The organism is Pseudooceanicola antarcticus, from assembly GCF_900215355.1.
Taxonomy (GTDB): Bacteria; Pseudomonadota; Alphaproteobacteria; order Rhodobacterales; family Rhodobacteraceae; genus Pseudooceanicola; species Pseudooceanicola antarcticus.
Window position 1 is genome coordinate 196032 of sequence record NZ_OBEA01000005.1, and the last position, 14659, is coordinate 210690.

Consider the following 14659-nt stretch of genomic DNA (forward strand, 5'->3'; position numbering starts at 1 on the left):
CAATCGTGCCGCAAATGCCCGAAAGGGCGCTCAGGATCTGCCCGATGAACCAGGACGACATCGACATCGCGGAACGCAAGATGCAATTTCTCTTCGCGCTGCGCTCGCGCGGGGTGACCGACAAGCGCGTCCTCGAGGCCATGGAGAAGATCGACCGCGGAGCTTTCATCCGCGGCCTCTTCGCCGAGCGCGCCTACGAGGACATGCCTCTGCCGATCTCCTGCGGGCAGACAATCTCGCAACCCTCCGTCGTGGGTCTGATGACCCAGGCGCTGGAAATCCAGCCGCGTGACAAGGTGCTGGAGGTGGGCACCGGCTCGGGCTACCAGGCCGCCGTGCTCAGCCAGCTGGCGCGCCGGGTCTATACTGTCGACCGCCACCCCCGTCTGGTGCGCGAGGCCAAGGCGGTGCTCGACGCCATGGGGCTGGTCAACGTGACCACCTTCGCCGCCGATGGCTCCTTCGGGCTGCCCGACCAGGCGCCCTTTGATCGCATTCTCGTGACCGCGGCAGCGGAAGACCCGCCGGGGCCGCTCTTGGCTCAGCTCAAGCCCGGGGGTATCATGGTTCTGCCCGTGGGCCAGTCGGACAATGTCCAGAGCCTGATCCGGGTCCGCAAGACCGAGGACGGGCTGGAGTACGACGAATTGCGCCCGGTGCGTTTCGTGCCGCTGGTCGAGGGGATGGGCAAGGACGGCTGATCTCCGCCTATCGTGGCCAGCGTGCTGGTATAAGAAGGGAAAGCCCGGCATCAGACCGGGAACATGCCCCATCAGAGGGCAGCGGATGAGGATCGAACAGATGACCGGACAAGAGCTTCGCCCGGCCCGCCTGCTGGCGGCCACCTGCATCCTGGCGCTGGTTGCGGGATGTACCTTTGACAGCGACCTGCGTGGCGGGCTCGACGGGTTCTCGACCGCGGACGCCGCGCGCAACGCCGCGGCCCCCCGGCCCGCCCCCGACAATCGCGGCATCATCTCCTACCCCAATTACCAGGTCGCCGTGGCGCGCCGTGATGATCGGGTGGCCGATGTGGCCTACCGCATCGGCAGCGATCCGGCCTCGCTGGCCCGCTACAACGGCCTCGAGATCGACTCGCGCCTGCGCGAGGGAGAGATCCTCGCCCTGCCCTCGCGGGTGGCAGAGCCCTCGCCCGCCACCGGCGCCGCCGGCACCGGGCCGATCCTGTCGCCGGGCGGCGTCGATATCGCCTCCATGGCCGGCTCCGCAATCGACCGCGCGGCGGGCAACGAGGTCGCCGTGGCCACCCTGCCCCCCAGCACCCCCGGTGAACCCGCCCGCCAGGTCGGCAACGAGCCGATCCGCCACCAGGTGCGGCGCGGGGAAACCGCCTATACCATCGCCCGGACCTATGGTGTCTCGGTGCGCGCCCTGGCCGACTGGAACGGGCTCGACAGCCAGTTCACCATCCGCGAGGGCCAGTTCCTGCTGATCCCCCTGGTGGCCGAGGACGGCTCTTCCCGCAGCGCCCCCGCCACCACCACCGAGGCACCGGGCAGCGGTTCGGCCACGCCGGTGCCGCCCTCTGCCTCGCAGCCCCTGCCCCAGGAACAGCCCCTGTCCCAGGCCGAGGCCAAGGCGAAGGCCGAGGAAGACAAGCAGGACCTCGCCCCCGATCTCTCGGGCGAGCAGGTCCAGGCCTCGACCCTCTTCGACTATCCGCTGCGCGGCCGCATCATCCGCGAGTTCGAGCGCGGCAAGAGCGATGGCATCAACCTGGCCGCCGATCCGGGCACGCCGGTGAAAGCCGCCGCCGCGGGGTCGGTCGCGGTGATCCTGGAAGATACCGATGGCGGCCTCGTCGTCGGCATCAAGCACGAGGACAACCTGCTGACGCTCTATTCCAACATCACCGGCGTGACGGTGGCCAAGGGCGATACGGTCTCTCGCGGTCAGCAGATCGGCGCGCTGCCCGCTGGCAACCAGGCCTACCTGATCTTCCAGGTGCGCCGCGGCATGACCCCGCTCGATCCGATGGACTTCCTGCCCTGAGCAGAAGCGCAGAGCGCAGAAACAGCGATGGCGCACCGGTCAACCGGCGCGCCATTTGCATATCCGGGGCAAGGAAAAGGGGTGGGCGCGCCCCGAGTGCCGCCTAGCAGCGGATCCAGCGCGCCACCTTCCACGAGACCCAGCCCGTGCCATAGGGCGTGCGCACCTGCAGCCAGTCGCCCGAGCGCGGGCCCAGAAGCTCGAGCCTGGTGCCCTTGGGCATATTGGCGATGGTCGTGCCCTTGACCGCCGAGGTCCGCAGCGAAAGCCAGGCATCGGGCGGGCGCACGTCATCGACATGGCAGACCGGGTACTCGGGCGCCTTCGGGGCCTGCGCCTCGGCTCTCAGGGCCGCGACATACTGCCGGGCCAGCGGCGCCAGGGGGCTCTTCGGATGGGCCTCCAGGAAGCCTTCATAGCCCGCGATCGAATTGGCCGATTGCGCCGCTTGCCAGTCCGAGAGCTCGGCCTTGGCCTGCTGCTCGGCGGCCATCGCCTGCAGGGCGGCGCGCGCCTCGGCGGCATGCAGCCCCTCGGGGTAGGCCTGCAGGTATTGCTCGAAGTGGAAGGCGGTGTTGCGGCGGCGCACGTCCTGCCAGAAGGCCTCTTCCAGCGCCCCGGCACCGGCAGAGGGCATCGCCACGACCGGCTGCGCCACCCCGTTGCCCGACGCACAAACGGCCCGGCCGTCGCGGATCACCGAGGCCAGGCAGAACTCGTGCCGGTCCGAACGGGAATAGTCGAGCTCCAGCTCCATCGAGGGGTCCTGGCGGCGACGGTTGCCCGTGCCCTCCAGCGCCATGGCCGCCACCCTGCCGTTCAGCCGGGGGTGCAGGTCGCGCAGGCGGATGGCGGGGTTCGCCGAAAGCTCGCTGACCAGCACGCGGGTATAGAGCGACAGGTTCACGTCCGAGCCATCGCCTTCCAGCCGGGCGATGCTCTCTTGTCCGCGTCGGGCAGAGTAGAAGATCGCCGTGCCCTCGACCCGCGCCGGGGTGAAGGAGGAAAGCGCGCCGATGCTCTTGCGGGCATTGGGGTCGACCGCGAAGGGCGCATTGCGGCAGGCATCGTAGAAGACCACCACCCCCGCCGGGTCGGCGCTCTTCAGCAGGTCCAGCACGGCGCTTTCCAGCGGCACCGCCTTGCGCTGGAAGTAGCGCGCGCGGAAGGTGGGATCGGCGCTGTCGACCTGGGGGTCCATGTCCACCGGGACAATGTAGTTCTGGCTGTCGCCCTCGAAGGTCAGCCCGTGGCCCGAGTAGTAGACCACCACCGTGGCCTCGGGCGCGAGCCCGTTGGCAAAGAAGAAGACCTCATCCTCGAGCTCGGACCGACCGAGGTTCTCGAGCACCCTGATGTTGGCGGCGGGATACCCCATGCCGCGAAACAGCGCCTCGACCGCGCGGGCGTCGTTCTGCACCACCGGCAGGTCCGGGATGCCGTCGCTCCGGTAATCGGAATTGGCGATGATCAGCGCGTAGGAGCCCGACTGCGCCTCGGGCGCGACCTCGCCCACCACCGCCACTTCCGAGAAATTCTTGAACAGGACTTCCGCGCTGGCCGCGAAGGGGCAGAGCAGCAACAGCAGGCAAAGCAAGAGGCGTGGCATGGGGCGATCTCCGGGGCAGCCGGGACGCCGACTCGTCGCCCCCGAAGAGGCTGCCCTCGCGGCAGGTGCCCGGTCAACAGCCCAGTGGCCGCCTTGCCCCGGCCTTAACCGGCGGCGACACCGTGGCGGCCGGCCAGGTCGACGAAGAACTGCCAGGCCACGCGGCCCGAGCGCGACCCGCGCGTCGCCTGCCACTCGATGGCCTCGGCGCGCAGCACCTCCGGCTCGATGCTCAGCCCGTGGGCGGCGCAATAGCCGTCGATCATCGCCAGGTATTCGTCCTGGGTACAGGGGTGGAAGCCCAGCCAGAGGCCGAAGCGATCCGAGAGAGAGACCTTCTCCTCCACCGCCTCGCCCGGATTGATCGCCGAGGACCGCTCGTTCTCGATCATGTCGCGGGGCATCAGGTGGCGGCGGTTGGAGGTGGCGTAGAACAGCACGTTCTCGGGACGGCCGGCGATACCGCCGTCCAGCACGGCCTTCAGGCTCTTGTAGTGCTGGTCGTCATGGCTGAACGACAGGTCGTCGCAGAACAGCAGGAAGCGGTGGTCACTGCCCGCCAGCAGGTGCAGCAGACGCGCCACCGAGGGCAGGTCCTCGCGCTGGAGCTCGACGATCTTCAGCGAGAGGCCGCGACGCAGCACCTCGGCATGGACCGATTTCACCAGAGAGGACTTGCCCATCCCCCGCGCGCCCCAGAGCAGCGCATTGTTGGCGCCGTGGCCCTGGGCGAATTGCAGGGTATTGGCCAGCAGCGTATCGCGCGAACGGTCGACGCCGACCAGCAGGCCGATGTCGACACGGGCGACATTGGTCACCGGCTCCAGCCGCTCGGGCGCGGTATGCCAGACGAAAGCATCGGCACTGTCGAAATCGGGCGCGTCCAGGGGGGCCGGCGCCATGCGCTCCAGCGCCGCCGCGATGCGGGTCATCTCGTCGCTCATCGCTTACTTGTCCTTGTCGGTCTCGTCGTCGGAGGCCCCGTCGCCGTCGATCTCCTCGTCCCAGAGACCTTCCGCCTTCAGCCGCGCCTCGCGGGTCTTCTCGACCCGCAGCACCAGCCAGATGGAGATCTCGTAGAGGCCGTAGACCACGACGAAGAGCACCACCTGGGTGACCACGTCGGGCGGGGTGACCAGGGCGGCCAGCACCAGGATGCCGACGATGGCATACTTGCGCACGTCCTTCAGACCGGCGGCAGAGACCAGCCCGGCCTTGCCCATGAGCGTCAGCAGCACGGGCAGCTGGAAGCAGAGACCGAAGGCCACGATCATCTTCAGGGTGATGTCGAGGCTTTCATTGACCTTGCCGTTGAAGACGATGTCGATGCCCGAGCTCTCGACCGCCTCGCTGACGCTATCGGCGCCCTGGGCGATGGCCGCCACCAGGCTGGGAACATCGGCGAAGCCCAGGAAGAAGGCCATGGCCATGGGAACCACGACGTAATGCGCGAAGGCCGCGCCCATCAGGAAGAGCACCGGAGAGGCGATCAGGAAGGGCAGGAAGGCGTTCTTCTCGTTCTTGTAGAGGCCCGGCGCCACGAAGCGCCACATCTGGTAGCCGATGATCGGGAAGGAAACCACGAGGCCCCCCACCATCGAGATCCGCACCAGGGTGAAGAAGTACTCCTGCGGGGCGGTGTACTGCATCACGGGGTTGGGATTGCCGAGCGCCCGCATGGTGTGTTCGATCGGGATCAGCAGGAAGTCGAGAAGCGGCCCGCCGACCGAGAAACAGGCCACCATGGCCACGGTAAAGGCGATGACGCAGCGAATGAGCCGCGTGCGCAGTTCCGCGAGATGCTCGATGAGCGGGGCCGAGCTGTCCTCCAGCTCATCGGTCTCGATCTGGTCAGCCATTGGCGGATGTCCTCGTCACGTCTTTGCCCTCAGCCCTTGGGCACGGGGCGGCGCGGATTGGTGCCCGGTCCGCGCGTTCCCACGCGGGTGGCGGGCTTGCGGGCGGCGCCGGCGGCGCGCTGTCCGGGGGTCTGGCGCATGGCGGGCTGGGTGACCGGCTGGCCAACGGGCGCCTGCGGTGCGGGCGCGCCCGCGGTGCTCTGGGCCCGGTTCTGCGGCAGCTCGGGCACCGGCAGCGGGTTGGCCTGGGCTGCGGCCTCGGCGTCCAGGCGCTTCTGCGCCGCACGGGCGGTCGCTTCCTGGATCTTCTTCGAGGCCTCGGCGCGGTCCTCGGCAAGCTTGCCGGTGGCGCTGTCGGCGTCCCACTTCAGCGGGTTCGCGGCCTCCTTGACCTTGTCCATGCCGTACTTGCTGGGATTGGACAGGCCTTTCAGGGTCCTGCCCGCTTCCTTCATGCCGGACTGGTCAGCCGCGTCCTCCATGGCGCGGGAGAACTCGCGCGCCATGCCACGGGCCTTGCCGACGAATTGCCCGAAGGAGCGGAAAAGCCCCGGCAATTCCTTCGGCCCGACCACGATAAGGGCCACGATCCCGACCAGCAGGATCTCGGTACCGCCCATTCCGAACATGGGAGGATCAGACCTTGTCTTTGGTGTCTTCCGGCGTCACGTCGCGTGCGCTCTCGGACTTGTCTTCTTCAAGCTCGGCGGTGCTGTCGCTCACGCCCTTCTTGAAGGCGGTGATACCTTTGCCGACCTCGCCCATCAGCGACGAGATCTTGCCGCGGCCGAAAAGCACCAGCACGACGACAGCGATGAGCAGAAGGCCCATGGGACCGATGTTGTTCAGCATTTCCAGCTCTCCCCTGATCCGGAGGTCTCGCCTCCTTTGTCCTTGCGTATCTAATGGCTCGCGCGGCGGGTTGAAAGAACCAATGCGCAAGCCCGCCTGATTTTTGCCGCCGCGGCGCACGCGCCACAGGCAGCTGCCGGGCCCGGTCCGCGGCCCTGCGGAAGCTTCGCGCGCCGCCATCCGGGCTACCACGGGATCGCCGCACGGCGCGCCGAGGCGTGGGGGCCGCCAGCGGCAGCGCCGGCAAGGGCGTTCAGCCTACGGGAAAGACGAAGCAGCGGTCGCGGCGGATCGACAGCCAGAGCGGCTTGCCGGGACGCGGCAGGAAGACATTGGGCACCGTGGCGCGCAGGATCGAGCCGTCGTGATCCATGCGGAATTCGACCAGGGACTCGTTGCCCATGAAACGGGCACGCTGCACCACCCCGCGCGCCGGGGTGCCCTGCTGCGGGGTCGGCAGCGGGCCGCGCCCCTCGCGGTCGAAGTCGATGCCGATGTGCTGCGGGCGGATGACGATCTCGACCTCGGCCCCATCGGGCACGCCCGGTGCCAGGAACTGGCCGAAGGGCGTCTCGGTCAGCGCGCCCTGGACGCGCCCCCGGATCACGTTGATATCGCTGAAGAAAGCCACCGCGAACTTGTCGCGTGGGGCATTGTAGATATTGTAGGGCGCACCCTGCTGCAGGATCTCTCCGCCGCGCATCAGGGCGATCTCGTCGGCCATGCGCATGGCCTCGTCGGGCTCATGGGTGACCAGCAGCACCGCCGTGCCCTCGTCCTTCAGCACATCCAGCGTCTGGTCGCGGATCTCGTCGCGCAGCCGGTTGTCGAGCCCCGAGAAGGGCTCGTCCATCAGCATCACGCGCGGACGCGGTGCCAGCGCGCGGGCCAGAGCCACGCGCTGCTGCTCACCGCCCGAAAGGTGATGCGGGTAATTGTCGATGTGGCGCGACATCTCGACCCGCGCCAGCAGCTCTTCGACCCGCGCGCGCTGCTGCGCCTTCGGACCGTCCAGGCCAAAGGCCACGTTCTCGGCCACCGACAGATGCGGGAAGAGCGCGAAGTCCTGGAACATCAGCCCGATGCGGCGCGCCTCGGGCGGGGTGAACTGGCGGTCGTCCGCCAGCACCTTGCCATCCATCAGGATGCTGCCGCGGTCCTGGGTCTCGACCCCCGCGATCATCCGCAGGGTGGTCGATTTGCCGCAGCCCGAGGGGCCCAGCAGACAGGTCACCTGCCCCGGCATGACCGAGAGCGACACGTTCCGTACCACCTCTACCCCGGCGAAAGAGCGGCAGAGGTCGCGAATCTCAAGGCGCGGGGTCAGTTCGGGCAAGGGAAGTTCCGTGCATCACAAGCGGTGCGACCGGGATAGCAGCCCCCCGAGGCCCGTGCAATCGCCGGGCCCCGGGGAAGGACCATCAGAAGGTCGAGTTGAAGGCGCCGCCGTCCAGCAGGATGTTCTGGCCGACCATGAAGGCGGCATGCTGGGAACACATGAAGGCGCAGGTCTGGCCGAAGCCCTCGGCGGTGCCATAGGCGCGCGCCGGGATGCCGGCCATGCGCGCGGCGCGGGCCTCTTCCATCGAGATGCCCTGTGCGGCCACGACGGCGCCATCCAGCGAGGCGGCGCGGTCGGTATCATGGATGCCGGGCAGCAGGTTGTTGATCACCACGCCCATGGGCGCCACCTGCCGCGCGGTGCCGGCGACATAGCCGGTCAGGCCGGCGCGGGCCGAATTCGACAGGCCGAGCTGGCCGATGGGGCTCTTCACCGACTGCGAGGTGATGTTGACGACACGGCCCCAGCCCTTGTCGATCATCCCCGGCAGCTGCGCCTTCATCAGCGCGATCGGCGTCAGCATGTTGGCATCCAGCGCCTTGACGAAATCCTCGCGCTCCCAGTCGGTCCACATGCCCGGCGGCGGGCCGCCCGCATTGGTCACCAGGATGTCGACCTGGCCCGCGGCTTCCAGCACCTGGGCACGGCCCTCTTCGCTGACGATGTCGGCGGCCACGGCCGTGACCTCGACCCCGTAGCTGGTGCGGATCTCTTCCGCCGTCGCCTCCAGCGCCTCGGCGCCGCGCGCGTTCAGCACCAGGTCGACGCCCGCTTCCGCCAGCGCCATGGCGCAGCCGCGGCCCAGCCCCTTCGACGAGGCCGTCACCAGCGCGCGCTTGCCCTTGATTCCCAGATCCATGCTTGTCTCCCCTTCTGTGGCGGCTCCGGCTGTTCTTGCGCCGGGCACATTCCGCGAAATGATCCGTAACTTGCCCGCAACCCGCCACAATCGACCTCTAGGTCTTTCAGGCGAAACGGAGCAGAGATATCTTCACCGCAATGACCCCGCATCCTGTCCAGACACCGGCAACGGCAATTCCGGTCTTTCTATCCTCCGCCCTCGAAGTCGTCCATGGCGTCAACGAAGGCGATGCCCTCTCCTTCGCCGATGACCTCGTGCCCGACGATATCTACTGGTTCAGCGGCGAGCCGCCCCAGTCGCGGATGATGGTCGAGATGCACGGCACGGGCGACATGCGCGTGGCCGAGGGCTCTCCCACCGGCACGCCGGGCATGGCGCTGCATCTCGACAGCTGCCTGATCTTCATGTCCCCCGATGGCGCGACGACCGAGATCCTGGTGCTGGTGGCGGTGGATCAGGCCGGCGACGTGGAAGAGGTCTATGCCCTGCCCCTTGCGCCGCTGCAGATGCGCCACGATTACCGACTGGTCGGGATCGACCGCAAATCCGCGCCGCGCAAGTTCGCCGAGGTGGGCTGTGTCTCCTTCACCCGTGGCACGATGATCACCATGGCCTCGGGGGCGCAGAAGCCCATCGAGGCGCTGGTGCCCGGCGAACGGGTGCTGACCCGCGACAACGGCCCCCAGGAGGTGCGCTGGATCGGCCAGATGACCCACCGCGCGGTCGGAGAATTCGCCCCCATCGTGATCCGCGCCGGGGTCCTGTCGAACACCAACGACCTGGTGGTCTCGCCGGAGCACCGGCTCTTCATCTACCAGCGCCAGGATGCGCTTGGCCTTGGCCGCAAGGAGGTGCTGGTACGCGCCCGCCACCTGGTCAACGGAGAGACGATCTATCGCCAGCACGGCGGTTTCGTCGATTACTTCCAGCTGCTCTTCGACCGGCACGAGATCATCTACGCCGAAGGCATCGCCGCCGAGACGCTGCTGCTGGACACCCGCACCATGGCCGCCCTGCCGCCCGAGATCGACGCCGAGCTCGGCCAGGCCCTGGCCCGCGCCCTGCCCCAGCACGGCGCGCAATCCGGTCAGCGCTTCGAGGCGGCACCGAAAGTGCTGGCCCGTCCCGATGCGCTCGAACTTCTGCGCGATGCCGCCCGCGGTCTGCCCCTGCCCGGTCGCAGGCACTAGCCGGGGTGGGGGCTCTGCCCCCGCCTCCTTCGGAGGCCCCCCCGGAGTATTTTCAGCCTGGTGATGACACTGAGACAGTGCCAATTGGAGCGGCCTACTTCTGCAAGCAGAGCGTGCACGCTCTCCATGGCGAAAGTAGGCCTCCCCGATTTCACGACCTGTTGCATCACCAGGCCCCAAATACTCCCGCCGGAGGCGTCCTGCATCGTGGACAGGCACGAGGACTCACGGTGAGGCTCCAAGCGGCAAGATTTCGGCAACCTTCCTTAACTACACCCACCGTACGCCCGGCACCGACGTGATACCGACGTCATGCCGACACGATACAGACGGGGCACCGACGCCCCTTTTCGGCAGGTCCTGCCGCGCCGCGCGCTTGCCCTTTTCGTGCCGCCTGCTATATGCGCCACATGCTGGACACGCCCTCGAACCGCCCCGAATTGCCGCCCGAAATCGCCCGTCGCCGGACCTTCGCGATCATCTCGCATCCGGACGCCGGCAAGACGACGCTGACCGAGAAATTCCTTCTCTATGGTGGCGCCATCCAGATGGCGGGCCAGGTGCGCGCCAAGGGCGAGGCGCGGCGCACGCGGTCGGACTTCATGCAGATGGAAAAGGACCGCGGCATCTCGGTCTCGGCCTCGGCGATGTCCTTCGATTTCAAGAGCTTCCGCTTCAACCTCGTCGATACCCCCGGTCACTCGGATTTCTCCGAAGATACCTATCGCACCCTCACTGCCGTCGATGCGGCCGTCATGGTGATCGACGGGGCCAAGGGGGTCGAGAGCCAGACGCAGAAGCTCTTCGAGGTCTGCCGGCTGCGCGATCTGCCGATCTTGACCTTCTGTAACAAGATGGACCGCGAGAGCCGCGACACCTTCGACATCATCGACGAGATCCAGGAGAACCTGGCCATCGACGTCACGCCGGCCTCCTGGCCCATCGGCGTCGGCCGCGACTTCCTGGGCTGCTACGACATGCTGCACGACCGGCTCGAGCTGATGGACCGCGCCGACCGCAACAAGGTGGCGGAATCGGTCTCGATCAATGGGTTGGACGACCCCAAGCTCGACGAGCTGATCCCTGCCAACCTGCTGGAGAAGCTGCGCGAAGAGGTCGAGATGGCGCGCGAGCTGCTGCCCACCTTCGACCGCCAGGCGTTGCTGGAAGGCACCATGACGCCGATCTGGTTCGGCTCTGCCATCAACTCCTTCGGCGTGAAGGAACTGATGGATGGCATCGGCTCCTACGGCCCCGAGCCCCAGCCCCAGCAGGCCGATCCGCGCCAGATCGCCCCCGAGGAAACCAAGGTCGCCGGTTTCGTCTTCAAGGTGCAGGCCAACATGGACCCCAAGCACCGCGACCGGGTGGCCTTCGTGCGCATGGCCTCGGGGCATTTCAAGCGTGGCATGAAGCTGACCCATGTGCGCACCAAGAAGCCCATGGCGATCTCGAACCCGGTGCTCTTCCTGGCCTCGGACCGCGAGCTGGCCGAGGAGGCCTGGGCGGGCGACATCATCGGCATCCCCAACCACGGTCAGCTGCGCATCGGCGATACGCTGACCGAGGGCGAGGTGCTGCGCGCCAAGGGTATCCCCTCTTTCGCGCCGGAACTGTTGCAGGGCGTGCGCGCGGGCGACCCGATGAAGGCCAAGCACCTCGAGAAGGCTCTGATGCAATTCGCCGAGGAAGGCGCGGCGAAGGTCTTCAAGCCCTCCATCGGCTCGGGCTTCATCGTCGGCGTCGTCGGCGCGCTGCAGTTCGAGGTCCTGGGCAGCCGGATCGAGCTGGAATACGGCCTGCCGGTGCGCTTCGAGGCCAGCCAGTTCACCTCCGCCCGCTGGGTGCATGGTGACCGGCTGGCGGTCGAGAAGTTCGTCAACGCCAACAAGCAGCATATCAGCTACGACCACGACGGTGATGTGGTCTACCTGACGCGGCTGCAATGGGACATCGACCGGGTCGAGCGCGACTATCCCGACATCACCCTTTCGGCGACGAAAGAGATGATGGTCTAGGAACTTGCGGGCTCGTGGCGCAATGGGCATTGTTGCGCCATGAGCGGCTCTTCGACATATGGCGGGTATCGGCGTGTCACCTTCCAGATGGAGCGGCGACAGAGCCCGATGAGCTTTGCCGAGGGCGAGGCGCTGCCCCCTCTCGACATCGACCTTGCCCCCCTGAAGACCGCGCGGACCGAGGCGCAGCCGGGACCGCATGACCCGGCGCTATCGGACCATGCCAACAAGATCCGCGAGCTCAGCCAGGAGCTGGCCGGCCAGCCGCAGCTGCTGGCGCTGCACGGGCTGCTCATCGCCCACCTGAGGCGCCGCGCGCAGCCCGCGCATTGCGCTGCGCTCTTCCTGCGGCTGTGGCGCGAAGAGGCGGATTTCCTGCTCGAGAACCTGGACGCCCGCTGGCTTGTCTCGGCGGTGACCACCTTCGCCGACCATGGCGCGACCGAGGTGCAGCGCCGGCTTGGCCACGGGCTGACCGTGCTCTTTTCCACCATGAAGCTCTACGAGACCGAGCGGCTGCATTCCGGCACCGAGCCCTGGCAGCCCTTCCCCGAGCTCAACCGCCGCCCGCGCAAGCTGGCGCTCGAGATGGATCGCTACTCGATCCATGGCGGGGGCCTGGATGCCAACATGCTGGGCCGCCTCTGGGAGGAGGCGCGGCAGGACGCCCTGATCTGGCCGCTGGCGCAGCATCTTCTGGTGCGGCTCGACCGCGATGACCGCAATGTCTTCCGAAGGCTGCAGCAGATGCGCCGGGCCAACGGGCGCGACCCGGTCCGCGAGGCGCGCAGCTACATCCGCATGAACGATCCCGAGCCCGACGAGATGGTCGTCTCGACCTCCCGCGTGAAGAAGCAGACCGACCCCGAGCAGCTTCGCTGGGGGCTGGTGACCACCGCCCGCGCGCCGCTGGCGCAGATCGCCCGCTTTGCCGCCTATCACCTGGATCTGGGTGCGGCGCAGATGGATCTCTACCTGGACACGCCCGACGAGGACGCAGCGCGCTATCTTGCCCGTGATCCGCGCCTGCGCGTGGTGCAATGCGACGCCGCCTATTGGCAGGGCATGGCAGAGCCCCGCCCCGAGGATCACCGTGCCCGCCAGCAGCGCAATGCCCAGGCCAGCTACCTGGCCTCGGATCTGCATTTCCTGGGCCATATCGACGTCGACGAATACCTCATGCCGCCCCTGCCCGTGGCCGAGCTGCTGGCCCATCTGCCGCCGCGCTGCGCCGCGCTGCAATTCCATGCGGCAGAGCTGCTGGCCGGCAGCGAGAGCGCCTTCAAGCTGACCCCGCAGGACGTGGGCCACGACCGCCGGGCCCTGGCCGCCGCCTATCCGCAGTTCGGAGAGCACCTGAAGGGCGGTTTCATCAGCCATACCATCGGCAAATGCCTGGCCCGCACCGGCCTGCCCGGCGTCCAGGTGGGCATTCACCGGCTGCGCCGCGACGGCCAGGTGGTGCGGAACACCGCTGTCGTGATGGGCGGATACCTGGGCCATGCCCACGCGCGCTCCTTCGAGGACTTCCTGCAGCGGCTGGACTTCCGCATGACCCGGGGCTCCTACCGCAAGCGAGAGGATGACTTCGGGCTGCACGATGTCTTCCGGATCATCCGCGCCGAGGAAGGCGAAGCGGGCCTGCGCCGCTTCTTTGACGCATGCTGCGCCGACAGCCCCGGCCTGCGCGCCCGGCTGGAGCGATACGGCATGCTCTTCACCCATCCGCTTGAGCTGGACGCCAAGTGCCGCCGCATCTTCGGCCAGCTACCCGAAGAGCTGCCCGCATGACCGCCGCAGCGAATGCCTCCTGGGCCCTGGTCAGCACCATCAAGGCGCCGCTCGAAGAGGTACTGAACTTCGCCGCCTGGCACCTGGAGCTCGGCGCCAAGCGGCTGCATATCTACCTCGACGACCCCGAGGACCCGGCCTATCCGATCCTCAAGGCCCACCCCCGTATCCGCGCCCTGCGCTGCGATGACAGCTACTGGCGCCGGGTCACTCCCAAGGGCCGGCCAGAGCGCCACCAGCTGCGCCAGGTCGCCAATGCAAGCCATTGCTACAACAGGAAGAACAGCCACGACTGGCTGGGCCATATCGACGTGGACGAGTTCCTGGTGCCCGAGGCTCCGGTGGCCGAGCTGCTCGCCGCCCTGCCCGACACGTGCCACAGCGCCCGGCTGCGACCGATGGAGCTGCTGGCCCCCGAGGCGCCCGGCCCCCTGCTCCGCTTCCGGGCCTTTTCCTTGCCATTGGCCCGGCGCCATGCCCAGACGGAACGGCTCTATCCCGAGTTCGGGCCCTGGCTGAACGGCGGGATGCTGTCCCACGTCGCGGGCAAGCTCTTTCTGCGCGCCGGGCTGCCGCAGGTGCGCTTCCGCATCCACAAGGCGCTGAGTGAGGGCACCGAGCTGCCCGAGGCGCAGGAGATGCCGCAGATCCCCCTGGCACATCTCCACGCCCGCTCTTGGGAGAGCTGGCATGCCCACTACCGCTTCCGCCTGGCACGTGGCGCCTACCGGGCCGAGCTGAAGCCCATGCGACCCGCCTTCGAGAGCTCGGTGACCCTGCACCAGCTGCTCTCGACGCTGGAAGAGGCCGAGGGCGAGGCCGGGCTCAGGCGCTTCTTCACCGAGGTCTGCACCGACCGTCCCGCCCTGCGCCAGGCACTGGCAGAGGAGTCGCTGCTGCACGAGGTGCGCATGGACTTCGCGCGACTTCGGGCGTCGCATTTCCCCCGTGCTGGTCAAGATGTCACAAGCTGACCTTAGGGAAACCCTTTGTTTCCACCCCTGATCGGGCGACAAGGGCCCACGCTGATTGACCTTTTGCGCTATCTGGGATATTCCCGCGACGAGTTCGCGCCCCCTCTGGGCGCGACGGGCCAATCCGGTCCGGGACGTTAGACGCGACG

Annotated in this window: 13 protein-coding genes; 6 read left to right on the forward strand and 7 right to left on the reverse strand. The window is 67.9% G+C overall.

Annotated features, from left to right (window positions below):
- Window positions 1–44 precede the first annotated feature (44 nt).
- Window positions 45–701 carry a protein-L-isoaspartate(D-aspartate) O-methyltransferase gene (locus tag CRO50_RS13770; protein ID WP_097146496.1) on the forward strand — a complete coding sequence of 219 codons (657 nt, stop codon included), beginning with the start codon at window positions 45–47 and terminating at the stop codon, window positions 699–701.
- A 100-nt stretch (window positions 702–801) separates the two neighbouring features.
- The gene (locus tag CRO50_RS13775; protein ID WP_232617713.1) at window positions 802–2013 is read left to right on the forward strand and encodes a M23 family metallopeptidase; all 1212 of its coding nucleotides are present in this window, start codon (window positions 802–804) and stop codon (window positions 2011–2013) included.
- Window positions 2014–2116: 103 nt separating this feature from the next.
- Here the strand turns inward: CRO50_RS13775 and CRO50_RS13780 are convergent, their stop codons facing one another.
- The 7 genes from CRO50_RS13780 to CRO50_RS13810 all read right to left on the reverse strand — a co-directional run bounded on the left by CRO50_RS13780 (window position 2117) and on the right by CRO50_RS13810 (window position 8534).
- Window positions 2117–3622 carry a caspase family protein gene (locus CRO50_RS13780; RefSeq protein WP_097146498.1) on the reverse strand — a complete coding sequence of 502 codons (1506 nt, stop codon included), beginning with the start codon at window positions 3620–3622 and terminating at the stop codon, window positions 2117–2119.
- 104 nt (window positions 3623–3726) lie between these two features.
- Window positions 3727–4566: an ATP-binding protein gene (locus CRO50_RS13785; protein WP_097146499.1), complete on the reverse strand. Its 840-nt coding sequence runs from the start codon at window positions 4564–4566 to the stop codon at window positions 3727–3729.
- A gap of 3 nt (window positions 4567–4569) precedes the next feature.
- The gene (tatC, locus tag CRO50_RS13790; protein WP_097146500.1) at window positions 4570–5481 is read right to left on the reverse strand and encodes a twin-arginine translocase subunit TatC; all 912 of its coding nucleotides are present in this window, start codon (window positions 5479–5481) and stop codon (window positions 4570–4572) included.
- Between the two features lie 29 nt (window positions 5482–5510).
- Complete coding sequence (tatB, locus tag CRO50_RS20300; RefSeq protein WP_097146501.1) at window positions 5511–6110, reverse strand: Sec-independent protein translocase protein TatB; 600 nt, start codon at window positions 6108–6110, stop codon at window positions 5511–5513.
- 7 nt (window positions 6111–6117) lie between these two features.
- Window positions 6118–6333, reverse strand: coding sequence for a twin-arginine translocase TatA/TatE family subunit (gene tatA / locus CRO50_RS13800; RefSeq protein WP_097146502.1), 216 nt, complete (start codon window positions 6331–6333; stop codon window positions 6118–6120).
- A 253-nt stretch (window positions 6334–6586) separates the two neighbouring features.
- Entirely contained in the window at window positions 6587–7669 is a 1083-nt protein-coding gene (locus CRO50_RS13805) for an ABC transporter ATP-binding protein (protein WP_097146503.1), read from the reverse strand.
- Window positions 7670–7754: 85 nt separating this feature from the next.
- Window positions 7755–8534 (reverse strand): SDR family oxidoreductase, encoded by a 780-nt coding sequence (locus CRO50_RS13810; RefSeq protein ID WP_097146504.1) that lies wholly within the window; start codon window positions 8532–8534, stop codon window positions 7755–7757.
- A 140-nt stretch (window positions 8535–8674) separates the two neighbouring features.
- On the opposite strand from CRO50_RS13810, the gene CRO50_RS13815 reads away from it, so the two are divergent.
- From CRO50_RS13815 to CRO50_RS13835, 4 genes are all read left to right on the forward strand, one after another.
- Window positions 8675–9727, forward strand: coding sequence for a Hint domain-containing protein (locus CRO50_RS13815; RefSeq protein ID WP_097146505.1), 1053 nt, complete (start codon window positions 8675–8677; stop codon window positions 9725–9727).
- A gap of 410 nt (window positions 9728–10137) precedes the next feature.
- Window positions 10138–11745, forward strand: coding sequence for a peptide chain release factor 3 (locus CRO50_RS13825; RefSeq protein WP_097146683.1), 1608 nt, complete (start codon window positions 10138–10140; stop codon window positions 11743–11745).
- Window positions 11746–11784: 39 nt separating this feature from the next.
- Window positions 11785–13536, forward strand: a complete 1752-nt coding sequence (locus CRO50_RS13830) for a glycosyltransferase family 2 protein (protein ID WP_097146507.1) — start codon at window positions 11785–11787, stop codon at window positions 13534–13536.
- Window positions 13533–14510 carry a glycosyltransferase family 2 protein gene (locus CRO50_RS13835; protein WP_097146508.1) on the forward strand — a complete coding sequence of 326 codons (978 nt, stop codon included), beginning with the start codon at window positions 13533–13535 and terminating at the stop codon, window positions 14508–14510. The genes CRO50_RS13830 and CRO50_RS13835 overlap by 4 nt, the downstream gene beginning before the upstream one ends.
- Window positions 14511–14659 lie beyond the last annotated feature (149 nt).

What these genes read in the sequence shown, in the direction of transcription:
- CRO50_RS13835 (WP_097146508.1), top strand. Translation starts at nt 13,533, where the DNA reads ATGACCGCCGCAGCGAATGCCTCCTGGGCCCTGGTCAGCACCATCAAG.
- CRO50_RS13780 (WP_097146498.1), bottom strand. Translation starts at nt 3,622, where the DNA reads ATGCCACGCCTCTTGCTTTGCCTGCTGTTGCTGCTCTGCCCCTTCGCG.
- CRO50_RS13785 (WP_097146499.1), bottom strand. Translation starts at nt 4,566, where the DNA reads ATGAGCGACGAGATGACCCGCATCGCGGCGGCGCTGGAGCGCATGGCG.
- tatC (WP_097146500.1), bottom strand. Translation starts at nt 5,481, where the DNA reads ATGGCTGACCAGATCGAGACCGATGAGCTGGAGGACAGCTCGGCCCCG.
- CRO50_RS13770 (WP_097146496.1), top strand. Translation starts at nt 45, where the DNA reads ATGAACCAGGACGACATCGACATCGCGGAACGCAAGATGCAATTTCTC.
- CRO50_RS13815 (WP_097146505.1), top strand. Translation starts at nt 8,675, where the DNA reads ATGACCCCGCATCCTGTCCAGACACCGGCAACGGCAATTCCGGTCTTT.
- CRO50_RS13775 (WP_232617713.1), top strand. Translation starts at nt 802, where the DNA reads ATGACCGGACAAGAGCTTCGCCCGGCCCGCCTGCTGGCGGCCACCTGC.
- CRO50_RS13830 (WP_097146507.1), top strand. Translation starts at nt 11,785, where the DNA reads ATGAGCGGCTCTTCGACATATGGCGGGTATCGGCGTGTCACCTTCCAG.
- CRO50_RS13825 (WP_097146683.1), top strand. Translation starts at nt 10,138, where the DNA reads ATGCTGGACACGCCCTCGAACCGCCCCGAATTGCCGCCCGAAATCGCC.
- CRO50_RS13810 (WP_097146504.1), bottom strand. Translation starts at nt 8,534, where the DNA reads ATGGATCTGGGAATCAAGGGCAAGCGCGCGCTGGTGACGGCCTCGTCG.
- tatA (WP_097146502.1), bottom strand. Translation starts at nt 6,333, where the DNA reads ATGCTGAACAACATCGGTCCCATGGGCCTTCTGCTCATCGCTGTCGTC.
- tatB (WP_097146501.1), bottom strand. Translation starts at nt 6,110, where the DNA reads ATGTTCGGAATGGGCGGTACCGAGATCCTGCTGGTCGGGATCGTGGCC.